This window comes from Falsiroseomonas algicola (assembly GCF_011040385.1).
Lineage (GTDB): Bacteria > Pseudomonadota > Alphaproteobacteria > Acetobacterales > Acetobacteraceae > Falsiroseomonas > Falsiroseomonas algicola.
Genome location: NZ_JAAIKB010000005.1, coordinates 353002 through 370131 on the forward strand (window position 1 = coordinate 353002; position 17130 = coordinate 370131).

At 71.7% G+C, this 17130-nt stretch carries 13 protein-coding genes and 1 pseudogene; 5 read left to right on the plus strand and 9 right to left on the minus strand.

What is annotated here, in order from left to right; translation table 11 throughout:
- The first annotated feature begins 176 nt into the window (after window positions 1-176).
- Window positions 177-2909 (plus strand): preprotein translocase subunit SecA, encoded by a 2733-nt coding sequence (gene secA, locus G3576_RS15185; protein ID WP_164695253.1) that lies wholly within the window; start codon window positions 177-179, stop codon window positions 2907-2909.
- A gap of 61 nt (window positions 2910-2970) precedes the next feature.
- Here the strand turns inward: secA and G3576_RS15190 are convergent, their stop codons facing one another.
- The 6 genes from G3576_RS15190 to G3576_RS15215 all read right to left on the minus strand — a co-directional run bounded on the left by G3576_RS15190 (window position 2971) and on the right by G3576_RS15215 (window position 8856).
- Window positions 2971-3429 (minus strand): hypothetical protein, encoded by a 459-nt coding sequence (locus G3576_RS15190; protein ID WP_164695254.1) that lies wholly within the window; start codon window positions 3427-3429, stop codon window positions 2971-2973.
- Between the two features lie 118 nt (window positions 3430-3547).
- Entirely contained in the window at window positions 3548-5041 is a 1494-nt protein-coding gene (locus G3576_RS15195) for an MFS transporter (protein WP_164695255.1), read from the minus strand.
- Between the two features lie 30 nt (window positions 5042-5071).
- Entirely contained in the window at window positions 5072-6028 is a 957-nt protein-coding gene (locus G3576_RS15200) for an acetyl-CoA carboxylase carboxyltransferase subunit alpha (protein ID WP_164695256.1), read from the minus strand.
- Window positions 6029-6084: 56 nt separating this feature from the next.
- Entirely contained in the window at window positions 6085-7062 is a 978-nt protein-coding gene (locus G3576_RS15205) for a Bug family tripartite tricarboxylate transporter substrate binding protein (RefSeq protein WP_164695257.1), read from the minus strand.
- Window positions 7063-7131: 69 nt separating this feature from the next.
- On the minus strand, window positions 7132-8112 hold the full coding sequence (locus G3576_RS15210; RefSeq protein ID WP_164695258.1) for a tripartite tricarboxylate transporter substrate binding protein: 981 nt from the start codon (window positions 8110-8112) through the stop codon (window positions 7132-7134).
- A 69-nt stretch (window positions 8113-8181) separates the two neighbouring features.
- On the minus strand, window positions 8182-8856 hold the full coding sequence (locus G3576_RS15215; protein ID WP_164695259.1) for a substrate-binding periplasmic protein: 675 nt from the start codon (window positions 8854-8856) through the stop codon (window positions 8182-8184).
- A 376-nt stretch (window positions 8857-9232) separates the two neighbouring features.
- Between G3576_RS15215 and G3576_RS15220 the strand changes: the two genes are divergently transcribed.
- Window positions 9233-11725, plus strand: a complete 2493-nt coding sequence (locus G3576_RS15220; RefSeq protein ID WP_164695260.1) for a hybrid sensor histidine kinase/response regulator — start codon at window positions 9233-9235, stop codon at window positions 11723-11725.
- A gap of 211 nt (window positions 11726-11936) precedes the next feature.
- Here G3576_RS15220 and G3576_RS15225 read toward each other — a convergent pair whose 3' ends face one another.
- Together G3576_RS15225 and G3576_RS15230 are read right to left on the minus strand one after the other, a co-directional pair.
- Window positions 11937-12695: a trypsin-like serine peptidase gene (locus G3576_RS15225; RefSeq protein WP_164695261.1), complete on the minus strand. Its 759-nt coding sequence runs from the start codon at window positions 12693-12695 to the stop codon at window positions 11937-11939.
- Window positions 12659-13249 (minus strand): TetR/AcrR family transcriptional regulator, encoded by a 591-nt coding sequence (locus G3576_RS15230; RefSeq protein ID WP_164695262.1) that lies wholly within the window; start codon window positions 13247-13249, stop codon window positions 12659-12661. Before G3576_RS15230 ends, G3576_RS15225 begins: the two co-directional genes overlap by 37 nt.
- Window positions 13250-13406: 157 nt before the next feature.
- On the opposite strand from G3576_RS15230, the gene G3576_RS15235 reads away from it, so the two are divergent.
- Entirely contained in the window at window positions 13407-13826 is a 420-nt protein-coding gene (locus tag G3576_RS15235) for a RidA family protein (protein WP_164695263.1), read from the plus strand.
- 24 nt (window positions 13827-13850) lie between these two features.
- On the opposite strand, the gene G3576_RS15240 is transcribed toward G3576_RS15235, so the two are convergent.
- Complete coding sequence (locus G3576_RS15240; RefSeq protein ID WP_164695264.1) at window positions 13851-14552, minus strand: NAD-dependent deacylase; 702 nt, start codon at window positions 14550-14552, stop codon at window positions 13851-13853.
- A 54-nt stretch (window positions 14553-14606) separates the two neighbouring features.
- On the opposite strand from G3576_RS15240, the gene G3576_RS15245 reads away from it, so the two are divergent.
- Window positions 14607-16310 carry a methyltransferase domain-containing protein gene (locus tag G3576_RS15245; protein ID WP_164695265.1) on the plus strand — a complete coding sequence of 568 codons (1704 nt, stop codon included), beginning with the start codon at window positions 14607-14609 and terminating at the stop codon, window positions 16308-16310.
- A 257-nt stretch (window positions 16311-16567) separates the two neighbouring features.
- Window positions 16568-17122, plus strand: a pseudogene (locus G3576_RS32715) (M48 family metallopeptidase); the annotation flags it as partial.
- Between the last annotated feature and the right edge of the window lie 8 nt (window positions 17123-17130).

Sequence of the window (17130 nt, forward strand, 5' to 3'; positions counted from 1 at the left end):
GGGCGCCGCGCCCTCGCGTTGACGTGGAGGGGCCTCCCGCCTATCTCTCCCGCTGCCGCGCCGCCGCCGGCAATGGGCCTTGCCTGGCCGGCCGCGCCCCCCCGATGGAGTTCGGCGCGGGCGCTCCGCCTGGCGACCCGGGCCGGCGCCGCGCCGGCCGGAGACCCCAGGACCCCATGTTCCAACGCCTCGTCCGCGCCTTCTTCGGCACCTCGAACGACCGTCAGGTGAAGCGCTACCAGGCGCGGGTGCCGGCGATCAATGCGCTGGAGCCCGCCTTCTCCGCCCTGTCGGATGATGCGCTCCGCGCCAAGACCGCGGAGTTCCGCGCCGCATTGGCAGCGGGCAAGACGCTCGACGACATCCTGCCTGACGCCTTCGCGACGGTGCGGGAGGCCGCGAAGCGCGTGCTCGGCCTGCGGCACTTCGACGTGCAGATGATCGGCGGCATGGTGCTGCATGAGGGCCGCATCGCCGAGATGAAGACCGGCGAGGGCAAGACCCTGGTCGCGACGCTGCCCGTCTACCTCAACGCGCTGCCGGCCAAGGGCGTGCATGTCGTCACCGTGAACGACTACCTGGCGAAGCGCGACAGCGAATGGATGGGGCGGATCTACCGCTTCCTCGGCCTCAGCGTCGGCGTCATCGTCCATGGCATGACGGATGACGAGCGGCGGGACGCCTATGCCTGCGACGTCACCTACGGCACCAACAACGAATTCGGCTTCGACTACCTCCGCGACAACATGAAGTACCGGCTGGAGGAGATGGTCCAGCGCGACTTCGCCTTCGCCATCGTGGACGAGGTGGACAGCATCCTGGTGGATGAGGCGCGCACGCCGCTGATCATCTCCGGCCCGACCGACGATACCTCGGAGCTCTACAGCCGCGTGGACGCGGTGATGAAGGAGCTGGTGAAGGACACGTCGCTGTTCGAGAAGGACGAGAAGTTCAAGACCGTCCACCTGCTGGAGAACGGGACGGAGGCGCTGGAGCAGGCGCTGACCGACGCCGGGCTGCTGACGGAGGGCAACCTCTACGACAGTTCCAACGTCACGCTGGTGCACCACGCGAACCAGTCGCTGCGCGCCCATGTCCTGTTCACCAAGGACGTCGATTACATCGTCCGTCAGGACAAGGTCGTCATCATCGACGAGTTCACGGGCCGCATGATGGAAGGCCGCCGCTACTCCGACGGCCTGCACCAGGCGCTGGAGGCGAAGGAGCGTGTGACAGTCCAGCCCGAGAACCAGACGCTGGCCTCCATCACCTTCCAGAACTACTTCCGGCTCTATCCCAAGCTCGCGGGCATGACCGGCACGGCGTCCACGGAAGCGGACGAGTTCGCCGAGATCTACAAGCTCGAGGTCGTGGAGATCCCGACCAACGTGCCGGTGGCGCGCATCGATTCCGATGACGAGGTCTATCGCTCCGCGCGCGAGAAATACGAGGCGGTGGGGACGCTGATCGAGGAGGCGCGGGCCAAGGGCCAGCCCATCCTGGTCGGCACCACCAGCATCGAGAAGAGCGAGCTGATCTCCGAGATCCTGAAGAAGCGCGGCGTGCCGCACCAGGTGCTGAACGCGCGCTACCACGAACAGGAAGCCGGCATCGTCGCGCAGGCCGGCCGCCCCGGCGCCGTCACCATCGCCACCAACATGGCCGGCCGCGGCACCGACATCCAGCTTGGCGGCAATGCGGACATGCTGGCCCGCGCGGAGGTCGGCAACAGCGACAGCCCGGAATACGAGGCGGCGCTGGCCCGCCACAAGGCGGAGGTGGAGGCGATCCGCCCCGCCGTGAAGGCGTCCGGCGGGTTGCTGGTGATCGGTACCGAACGGCATGAGAGCCGGCGCATCGACAACCAGCTCCGCGGCCGGTCAGGCCGACAGGGCGACCCGGGTGCCAGCCGCTTCTTCCTCTCGCTCGAGGACGATCTCATGCGGATCTTCGGATCCGACCGCATGGGCGGGATGCTCCAAAAACTCGGCCTGAAGGAGGGGGAGGCGATCGTCCACCCCTGGATCAACAAGGCGCTCGAGAAGGCGCAGAAGAAGGTCGAGGCGCGCAACTTCGACACGCGCAAGAACCTGCTGAAATACGACGACGTCATGAACAACCAGCGGAAGGAGGTCTATGCCCAGCGCAAATCCTTCATGACCGCGCCCGACGTCGCCGAAACCGTCGCCGAGATGCGGCGGGAGACCATCGGCAAGATGGTGGATGCCGCCATCCCGGAGAACGCCTATCCCGAGCAGTGGGACCTGACGGGGCTGCAGGAGAAGGTCTTCACCATCCTCGGGCTCGACCTGCCTGTCGCCGATTGGGCGCGGGAGGAGGGGATCGACGAGACGCAGGTGCGCGAGCGGCTGGAGAAGGCGGCGGACGAGGCCTATGCCGCCCGCGTCGCCAATATCGGCACCGACCTGATGCGGATGGTGGAGAAGAGCCTGCTGCTGCAGATCTTCGACGCGGTGTGGAAGGAACACCTGCTGTCGCTGGACCACCTCCGCCAGGGCATCGGCCTGCGCGCCTATGGCCAGCGCGACCCGCTGAACGAATACAAGTCGGAAGCCTTCAACCTCTTCAACGGCATGCTGGAGGATCTGCGGGAACGCACCACCAGTGTGCTGATGCGCATCGACATCCGCCCGGACGCACCGCCGCCCATGCCGGAGCCGGTGCGGGTGATGGACCTCCGCCACGACGCGCCGCCGAACGAGCTGGAATATGCGGATGGCGCGCCGCCGCCGATGGAATACGGCACGGCGACCCAGACCATGCGCGCGCCGATCACGGCGACCGCGGTCGATCCCAACGACCCCGCCACCTGGGCCGCCACGCCGCGCAACGCGCCCTGCCCCTGCGGGTCGGGCAAGAAGTACAAGCACTGCCACGGCAAGGCCTGACGGCCTTCTTCGAGGCGGCATGAAAAAGGCCCGGTGCCGATGGCGCCGGGCCTTTCGCGTTTCAGCGCCCGCGGCGCCCCTGGCCCGGCCCGTCGCTCGGGTCGCTATCCGTCAGGCCGGTGCGGCGCCCGCGGCCATTGCCGGGGCCGTCGCTCGGATCGCTGTCGGTGATGCCCGTGCCACGGCGCTGGCCGCGGCCATTGCCGGGCCCGTCGCTCGGGTCGCTGTCGGTCAGGCCGGTGCCCCGCGGGCGGCCGCGGCCATTGCCGGGCCCGTCGCTCGGGTCGCTGTCCGTGATGCCGGTGCCGCGCCGCACGCCGCGGCCATAGCCGGGGCCATCGCTCGGGTCGCTGTCATTGATGCCGGTGTAGCGGCCCTGGGCCGGCGTCGCGCCCGTCTCCGGCCCGGCCTGGCGGGCCGGAGCGGCCGCGGCCGCGCCCACGGCCAGGCCCGGTGCCACCGCACCCAGGCGGATGACCAGCAGGCGGCGCCCGAGGCCCTTCGGCGAATCTTCTGTCATGGCAAGCTGTTCCTTCCCCGCCACAGCCTGCGGGCGACAGCCGTCATGGACAAGATCGTGTGATCAGACGCTGCGTGAAATCGCGGCAATCTGGTTAATAAAGCGACGATGCCTAGCGTCACACCCGCTGCAGCGGCACGCGCGTGCAGAGCCAGGCCGCCAGGCCCGTCAGCAGCGCGGCCGCGCCGAACAGGGCGCGGAAGGCGTCCAGCAGCTCCGACTGGAACAGCGCCCGTGCCGCCGGCGACAACCCCGCCAGCGCCCCCAGGCCCTGGTTGACCAGCGCTACGAACAGCGCTGCCGCATCCCCGGGCGCCACCACCAGCGCGCCGAACAGCACCGCCCCCAGCAGCGCCGTCCCCGTGGCGGCGCCGAGGGACCGGCTGAACTGGACGGAGGCGGTGGCCGACCCCAGCCTCTCCCGCCCCGCGGCCACCTGCACTGTCACCTGCACCATCGGGAAGGACGACCCGAAGCCGAGCGAGGTCACCGCCAGCAGCAGAGCCAGCACCGGCATGGGCAGCGCCCCGGCGCCGATCGCGATCACCACCAGCGCGGCGGCGGCCAGCGACAGGCCGATGGTCGGCCACAGCATGGTCCGCCCCGTCCGCGCCAGCCCGGTGCCCGCCATCAGCGCGCCGAAGCCGGAACAGGCGGAGAGCGGCAGCAGGGCGAAGCCGACCTCGGAAGGGCTGAGGCCGCGCACCGTCGTCAGGTAGATCGGCAGGAAGGCGATGGAGCCGACGAAGGCGCCATTCACCAGGCCCGTCATCAGGTTGGTGCGCCAGATCGTGGCGTCACCCAGCAGGTTGAGCGGCAGCAGCGGATCGGGTGCGCGCCGTTCCTGGCGCAGCAGCAGCCACAGCGCCACGCCCGCCACCAGCGCCAGCCCGCCCGCCACCAGCAGCGGCAGGGCAGCGAGCTTGCGCGCCTGGTCCAGCGCCAGCAGCGCCGGCGCGACGAAGAGGCTGAACAGCACCAGGCCCCACCAGTCGAAGGCGAAGCCCCGCGGCGACCCCTTCGCGGTGTTCGTCAGCCGGGTCACCGCCAGGTACGCCGCCAGCATCGCCAGCGGCAGTTGCAGCATGAACACGCTGCGCCAGCCGAACTGCCCCGTCAGGAAGCCGCCCAGCACGGGGCCGAGCGCACTCGCGCCGGTGAAGACCGCCGCGATCCAGGCCTGGAAGCGCCCGCGCTCCCGCGGCGGCACCACCTCCGCGATCAGCGCGACGGAGAGGCTGATCAGGCCGCCGCCGCCGAAGCCCTGCACCACCCGCGCCGCCGCCAGCCAGGGAAGCGACGGTGCCGCGGCGCAGGCCGTGGCGCCGGCGGCGTAGAAGCCGAGCGCCACCAGCAGCATGCGCCGGCGCCCGAAGGCATCGCCGAGCCGCCCATAGACCGGCGCCGCCACCGTATTGGCGACGAGGTAGAGGACGATGATCCAGGAGACGCGCTCGACCTCACCCAGGCTGCGCGCGATGGCGGGGAGCGCCGCGGCGACCAGCGTCTGGTCGAGCGCCGCGCCGAACATGGCCAGCGCCACGGCGGGGAAGAGGCGGAAGAAAAGCCGCTTCAGCTCGGCGGGCGGGATCGGCGCATCGGGAGGGGGCATGCAGCCCCGATCATCCCATGGCCGGGCGGATCAGACGACGGCCGTCCGCCCCATCTCCAGAAACTTCTCGCGACGCCGGGCGCGCAAGGTCGCGCCATCCAGCGCCATCAGCGGCTCCAGGCAATCCCAGACCTGGCGGGACACGGCGGCCAGCATGGCGCCGGGATCCCGATGCGCGCCGCCCAGCGGCTCCGCGATAACGGCATCGATCAGGGCGAGCTTGCGGAGGTCCTCCGCCGTCAGGCGCAGCGCCTCCGCCGCCTGGGGGGCGTTGGCGGAGTCCCGCCACAGGATGCTGGCGCAGCCCTCGGGCGAGATGACGGAATAGATCGCGTGTTCCAGCATCAGCACGCGGTCGGCGGCGGCCAGCGCGATGGCGCCGCCCGAGCCGCCTTCGCCGATGATGGTGGCGACGAAGGGGACGGGCGCATCGAGCCCGGCCTCGATGGAGCGTGCGATGGCTTCCGCCTGGCCGCGGGCCTCGGCCTCGATACCCGGGAAGGCGCCGGCGGTATCGACGAAGCTGACGATGGGCAGGCCGAAGCGGCCGGCGAGTTCCATGATCCGCTTGGCCTTCCGGTAGCCCTCCGGCCGGGCCATGCCGAAATTATGCTTCACGCGGCTTTCGGTATCGCGGCCCTTCTCGGTCCCCAGCACCGCGACGGCGCGGCCCCGGAACCGGCCGAGCCCCGCCAGCACCGCCGCGTCATCGGCGAAGGCGCGGTCGCCGGCGAGCGGCGTCCACTCCTCGATCAGGCCGCGGATGTAGTCCGCGGCCTTCGGACGTTCGGGGTGGCGGGCGACCAGCGCCTTCTGCCAGGGCGTGAGCTTCGCGTAGGTCTGGCGGAGCAGCGTCTCCGCCTTGTCGCGCAGCTTGCCGACCTCCTCGGCAACATCGATGCCGCCGGCGTCGGTCGCCCGGCGCAGCTCCTCGATCTTGCCTTCGAGCTCGGCGATGGGCTTTTCGAATTCCAGGAAGTGGCGCATGGCGGCGGAGCCTTAGCCCGGAACGGTGCCGGGCGGAAGCGCCGCCGCCTCACCCATCAATCCGCATTCGCCCCACTGGCGCGGACGATGGGCGCCCATTTCGCCGTCTCGTCCCGGATGAAGCGCGCCAGTTCGTCGGGGGAGGAGGGGGTGGGCTCCACGCCATGGCGGGCCAGGTGGGCGCGGACATCGCTGTCGGCCAGCGTGGCGCGCATGGCGGCGTTCAGCTTCTCCACGATGGGCTGGGGCAGGCCCTTCGGTCCGACCAGCGCGTACCAGTTGCCGACCTCATACCCCGGCAGCGTTTCCGCCACGGTCGGCACATCGGGCATCAGGGGGGATCGCTGCAGCGTCGGCACGGCGAGGGCGCGGAGCTTGCCGGCCTCGATCTGCGGGATGGCGGTGGGGGCGGTGGAGAAGGAATAGTCGATCTTGCCGCCCACCATGTCCGTCATCAGCGGCCCGCCGCCGCGATAGGGGACATGCACGGTCTTGATGCCGGCCATCTGGTCGAGCAGCGCGCCCGCCAGGTGTCCCGCGCCGCCGACGCCGGAGGAGCCATAGGTGATGGTGTCGGGCCGGGCCTTCGCCGCGGCGACGAGGTCCGCGACCGTCCGCCAGGGGCGGTCCGCCGGCACCACCAGCACGTTCAGGATGGAGCCGGACTGGCTGATCGGCGTCAGGTCCGTGGCCGGGTCGAAAGGCAGGTTGCGGTAGATGGTGGGGTTGATGGCGAGTGCCGCGATCGTGCCCATCAGCAGCGTGTAGCCATCGGGGGCCGCCCGCACCGTCATCTCGGTGGCGAGGTTGCCGCCGGCGCCGGGGCGGTTGTCGATCAGGATCGTGCCGCCCAGCGCCTGCTGCAGCTTGGGCTGCATGGTGCGCGCCGTGAGGTCCGTCCCACCGCCGGCCGCGAAGCCCACGATCATGCGGATGGGCCGGTTCGGGTAGTCCGCCTGGGCCAGGGCGGGGGCGGCCAGCGTGGCGGCGACACCACCTGGCACGAGCGCGGCAAAGCCGCGACGGGTGATCATCATTCGTTTCCTCCAGCGGGATTTTTTGCATTTAACCCCGCCGGAGGTCGCCGCGATAGCGGGAAGCGATCAGCCCTCCCGCCAGGGATGGGCGTTCCAGAGGGTCTGGTAGCGGGTCTGCAGCGCGCGAAGCTCCGCGGCGTAGGCATCGGGCGCCAGGAAGCGCAGCGGCAGGTTCTGCTGCGTGGCGGCGGCCTGGAACTCCGGGTTCTCGACCGTCCGGCGGACGGACAGCGCCAGGCGTTCCAGCACTGGCGCGGGCAGGCCGGCCGGCGCCGCCATGCCGCGCATGGAGCCCTCGATCACGTCGAAGCCCTTCTCCCGCAGCGTCGGCACCTGCGCCAGCGGCTGCCAGCGCGTCTCCCCCATCTGGGCGAGGGGGCGCAGCACGCCCTGGTTCATCTCGTTGATGCCCTCCGCCACGTTCATCACGGCGACCGGGATGGCGCGGGACAGCAGGTTCTGCTTGACCTGCGCGCTGCCGCCGAAGGGCACGTGCAGGAACTTGGCGCCGCTCGTGCGCTCCAGCGCCAGCATGGCCAGGTGGTCGTCGGACCCGATGCCGGTGGTGCCGTAGCCGATCGTCTCCGGCCGCGCGCGGGCGGCGGCCAGCAACTCCTCCAGGCTGCGATAGGGGCTGTCCGCCAGCACCCATAGCCCGCCCGGATCATCCACGATGTTGCCGATGAGGGTGAAGTCGGAAAGGGCGAAGCGGGTGCGGCGCTCGATCGGGAGCGTCACGATATGGGGCGTGTTGATGAAGCCGATGGTGAGGCCGTCCGGCCGCGCGCGGGCCAGTTCGGTGAAGCCGATCTCGCCGCCCGCGCCGGGGCGGTTCAACACCACCACGGGCTGGCCGAGGTCCCGTTCCATGAAGCGTGCGATGGTCCGCGCCGCGAGGTCCGTGCCGCCGCCGGCGGCGAAGGCCACGACCATGGTCAGCCCCCGGTCCGGCGTCCAGGCGCCCTGCGCCAGGGCGGGCCGGGGCAACAGGGGCGCGGCCCAGGGGGCAGCCAGGGCGGCCGTGAGGGCGCTGCGGCGGGTGAGCATGACGTCGTCTCCCGTTATGGTCGTTCGGTGACCGTCATGTGACAGCGCCGCCGCGGCGCGGCAAGCGCCTCAGGGCAGCAGGATCGGCGCCAGGCCGTGGCGGGTGGCGGAGCGCGTGATGGTGCCGTCCAGCCGCGCGCGTTCCAGGAAGGCGTTCACCTCGTTCAGCCAGGCGGCGTCGTTGCGCTGCACGGCGTAGGCATAGAGCGTCTCCCCGAACCGGCCCGGCGGGTCGATGACGCGGGCCCAGTCATGCATCAGCACCATGCGGCGGGTGTAGGGGTAGTCGGACATGAAGACGTCGGCGCGGCCAGAGAGGATCTCGCCCTCCCGCGTCCGCGGCATGCGGACCACCATGAGTTCCGCGTTGCGGAGGGAGTCGCGCATCAGCGGTTCCATGATGGTGCCGGCGGCAACCGCCACGACGGTGCCGGGGCTGTCGATGTCCCGCCAGGACTGGATGCGGGTGTTGGTGCGGGTCGTCACCGCATAGACCGGGCTCGCCAGATAGGGCTTGGAGAAGGCGACGCGCAACGCGCGGGGCGGCGTGATGCCCACCGCCATCATGGCGATATCGCAGCTGCCATCATCGATGCGGTCCATGAACTCGCCGAAATTGGTCTCGACGAAGGTCAGGCGGACATTGAGCCGCGCGGCGAGCGCGCGGGCCATGTCGATGTCGATCCCCTCCAGCTCCCCGTTCCGGGGATTGCGGTAGGAGATGGCGAAGTATTCGGGCCACATGCAGACCCGGACCTCGCCTCTGGCGCGAATGACGGGCAGGCGCTCGGGCCGCGGGGCAGCGGCTTGCGGGGTCGCGGGGGCGGTGCCGGCCGAGCCGGGTGCCGGATTCTGGGCCAATATCAACGATGTATTGACGCCGGAAGATTGCGCTTCCGTTGTCTGCGCCAGAACCTCGTCACAACACTCGCAAAAAAAGACGAACAGGCTGATAATGGCCGTCGCAAAGATGGTTCCACGCATCGCCCAACTCCGTGCCGCCTTCCGCCGTTCGCTGGGCCTCGGTGCGCCGAAGCCCAGCGAGCCTCGCCCGTGGCTGCTTTTCTCCGCCGCGGTTGGCCTGGTCGCCCTATGCCTGCTCGGCATCTACAGCATCTTAATGCATCGCGGCCAACAGGACGCCATCGCGGAAGCGGAACGGCTGACGCAGGGGGTCGCGGCCGGGCTGGCGGACCAGCTGACGCGGGCCATGCAGACCGTGGACCTGGTGGTGATGGACGCCACCGACCGGCTGGCGGAGACCGATCCCGCCACCGTCGCCCGCCAGATCACCGGCCGCATCCGGGACGTGCCGCAGATGCGCGCCCTGCTGATCACCGACGCGCAGGGCTTCATCATCGCGAGTTCCGTCGATGGGCTGCGGGAGGCCTCGGTCGCCGACCGCGAATGGTTCCGCCTGCTGCGCTTCGGCAACCAGGCGCTGCGGCTCGGCGCGCCGGAAGCCGGGCGCTTCATCGGCCCGCAGGGGCGCAGCATCCAGCAGGCGGGGGGCCTCTATTCCATCCCCTATGCCCGCGCGATGCGCGGTGCGCGCGGCGAGTTCCAGGGCGCCATCGTGGCGGTGCTGAACCCGGACTACCTCGTCGGCGTCGCGCGCCGGCACGCTGACGCTTTCGGCGCCATCGTCCGCGTCCATTCCTTCCAGGGCCTGCTGCTGGCGCGGTCCGACGGATCGGCGCAGGGGGTGGGCGAGCTCAATTCCTCCTCCTGGATCTTCCGGGACTTCCTGCCGCGGCGGGAGACCGGGACCTGGGCCGGCGTGGACCAGGACGGGTCGGAGGTCGTCGCCTCCTTCGCCGTCACCCGGCAGGGCACCTTCGTGGTGGAGACGGCGCGGAGCCGCGCCGATGCGCTGGACACCGCCAATCGCCTCGGCGCCCTGCTGGCCGCCGGCGTCGCGGCCGCCGCCGTGGTGACGCTGGTCGCGCTCTGGCTGCTGGTGCGCCAGGCGCAGGCCTTGAAGATGCAGGGCCAGCGGCTGGCGGAGAGCGAGCGCGCCGCGGTCGCCGCCAGCCGGGCGAAGGAGGAGTTCCTCGCCTCCATGAGCCATGAGATCCGCACGCCGATGAACGGCGTGATCGGCATGACGGGCCTGCTGCTCGACACCGGGCTCGATGGCGTGCAGCGGCGCTATGCGGAGACGATCCAGGGTTCCGCCGAGCACCTGATGATGGTGCTGAACGACATCCTCGACTTCTCCAAGCTCGAAGCCGGCGCGCTGCAGCTGGAAAGCGTGCCCTTCAACGTGGAGCAGGAGATCGCGACCATCGTCGAGCTCTTCGCCCCCCGCGCGGCGGCGAAGGGGGTGGAGCTGGTCTGCGCGCTCGCCCCCGACCTGCCGCACAAGGTGGTGGGCGACCCGGGCCGCATCCGGCAGATGCTGTTCAACCTGGTGGGCAACGCCATCAAGTTCACGGAAACCGGCTGGATCCAGGTGGCGATCTCGATCGAGCCGGAGCTCGACTATTGGCGGCTCCGCGTCTCCGTCTCCGACACCGGGATCGGGATCGAGCGCGACAAGATCGGCATGCTGTTCGAACGCTTCACCCAGGCCGATGCCTCCATCCGCCGGAAGTATGGCGGCACGGGCCTCGGGCTCGCGATCTGCAAGAAGCTCGCCGAGGAGATGGGCGGGGGCATCGAGGCGGTGCCGCGGCTCGCCGGCGTGCGCAATGGCGGCGGCAGCATCTTCCGCTTCACCGTCAAGATCGGGCGCGTCGAGGGCGACCAGCTGCCGCTGACGGGGCTGGCGGGCCGCCGCATCCTGGTGGTGGACGACCTGCCGCTGAACCGGGAGATCATGGTCCGGCAGCTCGCCGGCATGGGGGCGGAGGCGATCGCCGTGCCGGATGGCGGCACCGCGCTGGCCGCGCTCCGCCAGGCGGCCGCGCTCGGCCGGCCCTATGAGGCGGCGGTGCTGGACGGGCAGCTGCCGGATGGCGACGGGTTGGCGCTGGCGCGGCGCATCCGCCAGGAATGGGACGCCTTCGGACGGCCGCGCCTGCTGCTCTGCGCCTCCGGCTCCACCGACCCGCGGGAGGCGAACGGGCAGGGCGTGCTGGATGGGCTGCTGCTGAAGCCCGCGCTGCCGACCCGGCTGCGGGACGCGCTGCTGGTCGCCGTGGCGCCGCCGAAGCCGGTGGCCGCCCCCGCGCCGCGGCCGGTGGCGCCGGTGGCGGAGGAAGGCGGCGCCGCGGGCCCGCAGGTGCGGGTGCTGCTGGTGGAGGACAACCCGACCAACCAGCTGGTGATGAAGACCATCCTGAGCCGCGCCGGGGCCAGCGTGGTGGTGGCGGGCGACGGCCAGCAGGCCGTGAACGCCGCCCGGGCCGGCCAGTACGACGTGATCCTGATGGACCTGCAGATGCCGGTGATGGATGGGCTGGAGGCGACGCGCAGCATCCGCGGCCATCCCGGCCCGAACCGCCGCACCCACATCATCGGCCTGACCGCCGCCGTCGGCCCCGAATTCGAACGGCAGTGCCGGGAGGCGGGGATGGACGACTATGTCGGCAAGCCCGTGCAGCGCGACCTGCTGCTGCGCAAGCTCGGCCTGGTGGCGAAGGCGGCGGGGTCGTCCCAGGCCGCGTGATCCCCGCTGAATCAAGGGCCTGTGCGGCAGGACGCTTTAGATTTTAGGAATACTGCCCTTTTAGCCGATTATGCCGTTTATGCACCTTTAGTGCGATTCTTCGAGGTCCGGGTGCTGGTGGCCAGTGGGGCGGCTGTTGGGGCGGCTGTTGGGGCGGCCGGGCATGGATCGGCCAGTGTCGTAGGTATATTATCCTTGATGCCGTCGCCTGTCAATCCAGCGCCAGGCCCTCCAGCGCCACGGCCAGGCCGCCGCGGGCCTGGCGCTGGGCGCCGGCGGCGATGCCGGCGATGGCCCAGCCCTCCCCCTGCCGGACCAGCAGCGGCCCGCCGGAAGCCCCCCGCGTGGCGGCGCAGCCATGGCGGAGCAGCAGACGCCGCGCCTCGTCGCGATACGGCGCCTCGATGGCGCAATCCGTGTCGGCCAGCAGCGCATGGGCGCGGTCCTGCTGGAAGCCGGCCAGCATGGCGGGGGTGCCGGCGGCGGGCAGCGGCGCGCGCGGCAGGGTGGGGCCGGGCAGGGGGGATGCCAGGCGCAGCAGCGCCCAGTCGGCGCCGAAGGGGCCGCGCGACGCGGGATCGAAGCCCGGGCCCAGGCGGAACTCCCGCACCGTCGCATGGGCGCGGAACTCGCCCCGCTCATAGCCCGCCAGCACATGGGTGCGGGTGGGCAGGACGAGGTTGCCGGTGCGCGGCGCCACCAGGCAGTGGGCGGCGGTCAGCACGCGGTCAGGGGCGATCAGCGCACCGGTGCAATGGGTGCCGGCCTCGGTCTGGACGCGGACCAGGCTGGACCAGGGGGCGGCGCGGATATCGACGGACTGGCGCGCCTCCGCCGCCGGGTCGAGGCCGGGGCGGGGGAGGGGCTGGGCCAGGGTGGCGACAGGGAGGAGGAGGCCCAGCAGGGCCAATCCGCCCGTGGGCAGCCGCGTCGTCACGACCGCGCTGCCAGCAACCCGCTGGCCAGGCACCGGAAGGCCTCCAGCGCGCGCGGCAGCACCGATGCCGCGTCCTCGCTCGCCGCCACCCACAGCGCGGCGTTCAGCGCGGCGCCGTTCAGCAGGCGGGCGGCGGCCTCGGCGTCCACGGGCTTCAGGACGCCCCGCGCGATCAGGTCCCGCACCGCCTCCATCGTCGCCTCCAGGCAGCCATCCTGGCTGGGCCAGCGGGACGGATCGCCGAGCACGGCGGGTCCGTCGAGCAGCACGATGCGCTGCACCTCCGGCTCCAGCGCCATCTCGATATAGGCGGCGCCCTCGGCCAGCAGCGCCGCCCAGGCATCGGGAGCGTCGCGCGCGGCCAGGCGGGCGCGGGCGGCCATCTCCGTGTCGATCTGGTGGACCACCGCCTGCAGCAGCCCGCGCTTGTCGCCGAAATGGTGGTAGAGGGCGCCGCGCGTCAGCCCGGCCTCGGCCGTCAGCTCATCCATGGAGGCGGCGGCATAGCCCTGTTCGGCGAAGGCGCGGCGGGCCGCGCGCATCAGGCGCGCCCGCGTCTCCTCCACCATCTCCGCCCGCCGGGCCATGGCGTGGTCTCCCTTCCGTGAAGACATACGCGGCGTATGTAAATTGACATACGTGGCGTATGTGCCGATGTTTGGCATACGAGGCGTATATGAAACCGGCGTGGCCTCGGGTGAAGACCCCGCCGGCGCCTTGCCCATCCATTGAAGGAGCAGACCCATGCCCGAACGCGAGGCGATCTTCCCCCCCGGCCGGCGCGCCCTCTATGACGCGCATGAGTATTCCGCGGCGATCCGGTCCGGGGACCTGCTCTTCGTCTCCGGCCAGGTGGGCAGCCGGGAGGATGGCTCGCCGGAGCCCGACTATGCGCGGCAGGTGGAGCGGGCCTTCGAGCGTGTGGAGGCGGTGCTGGCGGCGGCGGGCTGCACGATGCGGGACGTGGTGGACGTCACGAGCTTCCATACCGACCCGCCATCCCAGTTCGAGACCTTCATGGCGGTGCGCCGGCGCTTCATCGGCGACCCGCCCTATCCGAACTGGACGGCGGTGGGCGTGACCTGGCTGGCGGGCTTCGATGCCGAGATCAAGGTCATCGCCCGCATTCCGGCCGGGGACGCGCCGGCGCCATCGGCTGCCTGACGGAGGCCGGGGAGCGCCCCGGCTTCAGCCCAGCAATCCGGCGACGAACTCCGGCACCAGCCGCGTCGCCGGGCCGTGCCGCGCTTCCTCGAACCGGCTCCGGCCCGCGCTGGGCTCCAGGTTGAGTTCGAGGGTGCGGGCGCGGCCCGCGACCTCCGCCACGAAGCCCGCTGCCGGATAGACATTCCCGGAGGTGCCGATGGAGACGAAGAGGTCGCAGGCATCGAGCGCGGCGCCGATGCGCTCCATCTGCATCGGCATCTCCCCGAACCAGACGATGTACGGGCGCATGCGGCCTGCCGTGCCGCAGGCGGGGCAGGGCGTGGCGGTGGAGAGGTCGTCGGTCCAGGCCTGCACGGCCTCGCAGGCCAGGCAGCGGACCTTCGCCAATTCCCCATGCATGGCGACCATGCGGCGTGATCCGGCGCGGGCATGCAGGTCATCGACGTTCTGCGTCACCAGCAGCAGCTCGCCCGGCCAGCGCGCATTGAGTTCGGCCAGCGCAAGATGGGCGGCGTTGGGGGCGATGGCGGGATCGCGGAGCTGGGCGCGGCGGGCGTTGTAGAAGGCGTGGACGCGGGCGGGGTCGCGGGCGAAGGCCTCGGGCGTCGCGACATCCTCGATCCGGACCTTGGACCAGAGGCCGTCCTTGTCGCGGAAGGTGGCGAGGCCGCTCTCCGCGGAGATGCCGGCGCCGGTGAGGATGACGATGTTTCTGGGCTTCATCCGGCGACCGTAGCGCTTGGCGCGGGAGGCCCGAAAGGCGAGGCTGCGGCCGGGATGGAATACGACACCGTCACCCCCTACCACCGCGGGTTCCGGGAGTTCACGGAGGCCTATGAGGCCTTCGGGTTCGAGGAGATCCACGCCGGCGCCATCCCCTTCCTGCCCGCCACGCCGGGGCTGGTGCTGGATGTCGGTGCCGGGTCCGGCCGCGATGCCGCCTGGTTCGCGGAGCGGGGGTGGGAGGTGGTGGCGGTGGAGCCCGCCGCCGGGATGCGGGAGGCCGCACGCGGCCTGCACCCCACCGCCGCCATCCGCTGGGTGGATGACCGGTTGCCGGCCTTGGCGGCGGTGCATCGGCTCGGGCTGCAATTCGACCTGGTCTGGGCCAGCGCGGTCTGGATGCATATGCCGCCGGCCGACCGCCCGCGGGCCATGCGCAAGCTGGCGACGCTGCTCAAGCCCGGCGGGCGGCTGGTGGTGACGCTCCGCCACGGCCCCGCGCCGGAGGACCGACCCATGTGGCCGGTGGCGGCGGCGGAGGTGGAGCGGCTCGGCCTTGACCATGGCCTGGCGCTGCGCGTCGCGACGGAGCGGGTGGAGGACCGGCAGGGACGGGCGGGGGTGACGTGGCAGACCGTCATCTTCGACCTGCCGGATGATGGCGGCGCGGCGCTGCCGCTGCTGCGGGGCGTGATCCTGCGGCAGGAGAAATCGGCCACCTACAAGCTCGCCTTGCTCCGCTGCCTGGCACGGATCGCCGATGCCTCGCCCAATGTGGCGCGGGAAGCGGGGGATTCGGTGCAGGTGCCGCTCGGCCTGGTGGCGCTGTTCTGGCTGCGCATGTTCAAGCCGCTGGTGGCGCGCCGCCTGCCGCAACTGCCCGGCGATCGGATGGGTTTCGTGCGGGACGCCTTCCGGGCGCTCGCGCCGCTGGCGCCGGCCGATCTGCGCCCCGGGGCGAGCTTCGGCGCGGAGACGGGGGCGGCACTGCGGATGGCGCTGGGCGATGCGGCGAAGGTCATCGCCACCATGCCCGCGACCCACCTGACCTTCGCCGATGACACGCCGGTCTTCCCCACCGTCTATGGGCGCCTGCCGTTGGCCGCGGAGGGGCTGCGGCTGGACCAGGAGACGCTCTGGACCTACGGCGCCACCACGGTGCCGCTGACGGTCTGGCAGGCGCTGCGCCGGATGGCGGCCTGGATCGAGCCGATGCTGCTGGCGGAATGGGTGCGCCTGACCCAGGGCTATGCCGCCAGGGCGGGGCGCGTGGTGAGCACGGATGAGGTGCTGGCCGCGCTGCAATGGCTGGAGCCGGAGCGCGAGACGGGCTTCGTGCGCGGCCTGGTGGCGGATCGCCTGGCGCGCGGCGCGCCCGTGGACTGCGTCTGGACGGGGCAGCGGCTGCGGCCGGGCGCCATCGACATCGACCATTGCCTGCCCTGGTCCGCCTGGGCGTGCAACGACCTCTGGAACCTGCTGCCGGCCTCGGGCGTGGTGAACCGCAGCAAGGGCGGCCTGATCGTCGGCGCGAAGGCGCTGGAGGCGGCGCGGCCGCGCATCATCGGCTGGTGGGAGGAGGCGTATCTCGGCGCCGATCCCGCGCTGCGCGCGCGATTCGCGGAGGAGGCGCGCACCACGCTGCCCCTCGCGCAGGATCGCGATCCGGGGGTGGAGGAGCTGTTCGCGGCGCTGGATTTCCGCCGCCTGCGGCTGCGGCAGGAGACGCGGATGGCGGAGTGGCAGGGGCCGCGCTGAGGCCTGCCGAATCCGCTTCCCCGGCGGGGCCACGCCGCGCCATTGTTGGTAGATCGGAACGGATGGCGGGGGCCTGCCCCATGATCGGACGGCGCTTCTTCCTCGGTGGCTCCTGCCTGCTCTGCGGCTGCGCCGGCGCGGTGCACCAGGTGCCGGCGGTGACCGGCGCGCAGGTCGGCCTGGCGCAGGCGGAACTGGAGGAGGCCGGCGGCGCGCCACCGCGGCGCCCGATGCCGGAACGGCAGGCCCAGGCGATGATGCGCAGCGCGCTGGCGCGCATCCGGCCCGCCGCCACGCGGCTCTGCCAGGAGATGGCGGTGGGGGTCTGCCACTGGGAGGTCAGGACCAGCCGCGACCGCAGCCTGAATGCTGGCGCGGGGGGCGATGGCCGCATCGTCATCAACCAGGGCATCATGGAATACGCGGCGAATGAGGAGGAGGTGGCGCTCGTCATCGCGCATGAGATGGGGCACCACGCCGCCAACCATGTGGCCAGCAGCGCGGAGGCGCGGTCCGTCGGCAGCGCGATTGGCGCGGCGGTGATGGCGGCGGCGACCGTGGCGGCGGCGGCGGGTGGGCGTGTCGGCGCGCGATCGGCGCAGCGCAGCGTGCGGAGCGGCGCCAATCTCGGCGCGGCGGTCGGGCGGCTCGCCTTCTCCAAGGAGCAGGAGCGGGAGGCCGACTACCTGGCGGCGGCGATCCTGTACCGGGCGGGGCTCGACCTCGGGAAGGCGCGGGGATTCCTGGTGACCATGGCCCGGGTCTCCGGCCGGATGGAGACGGGGTTGTTCGACAGCCACCCGGCGGGGCCGGAGCGGAT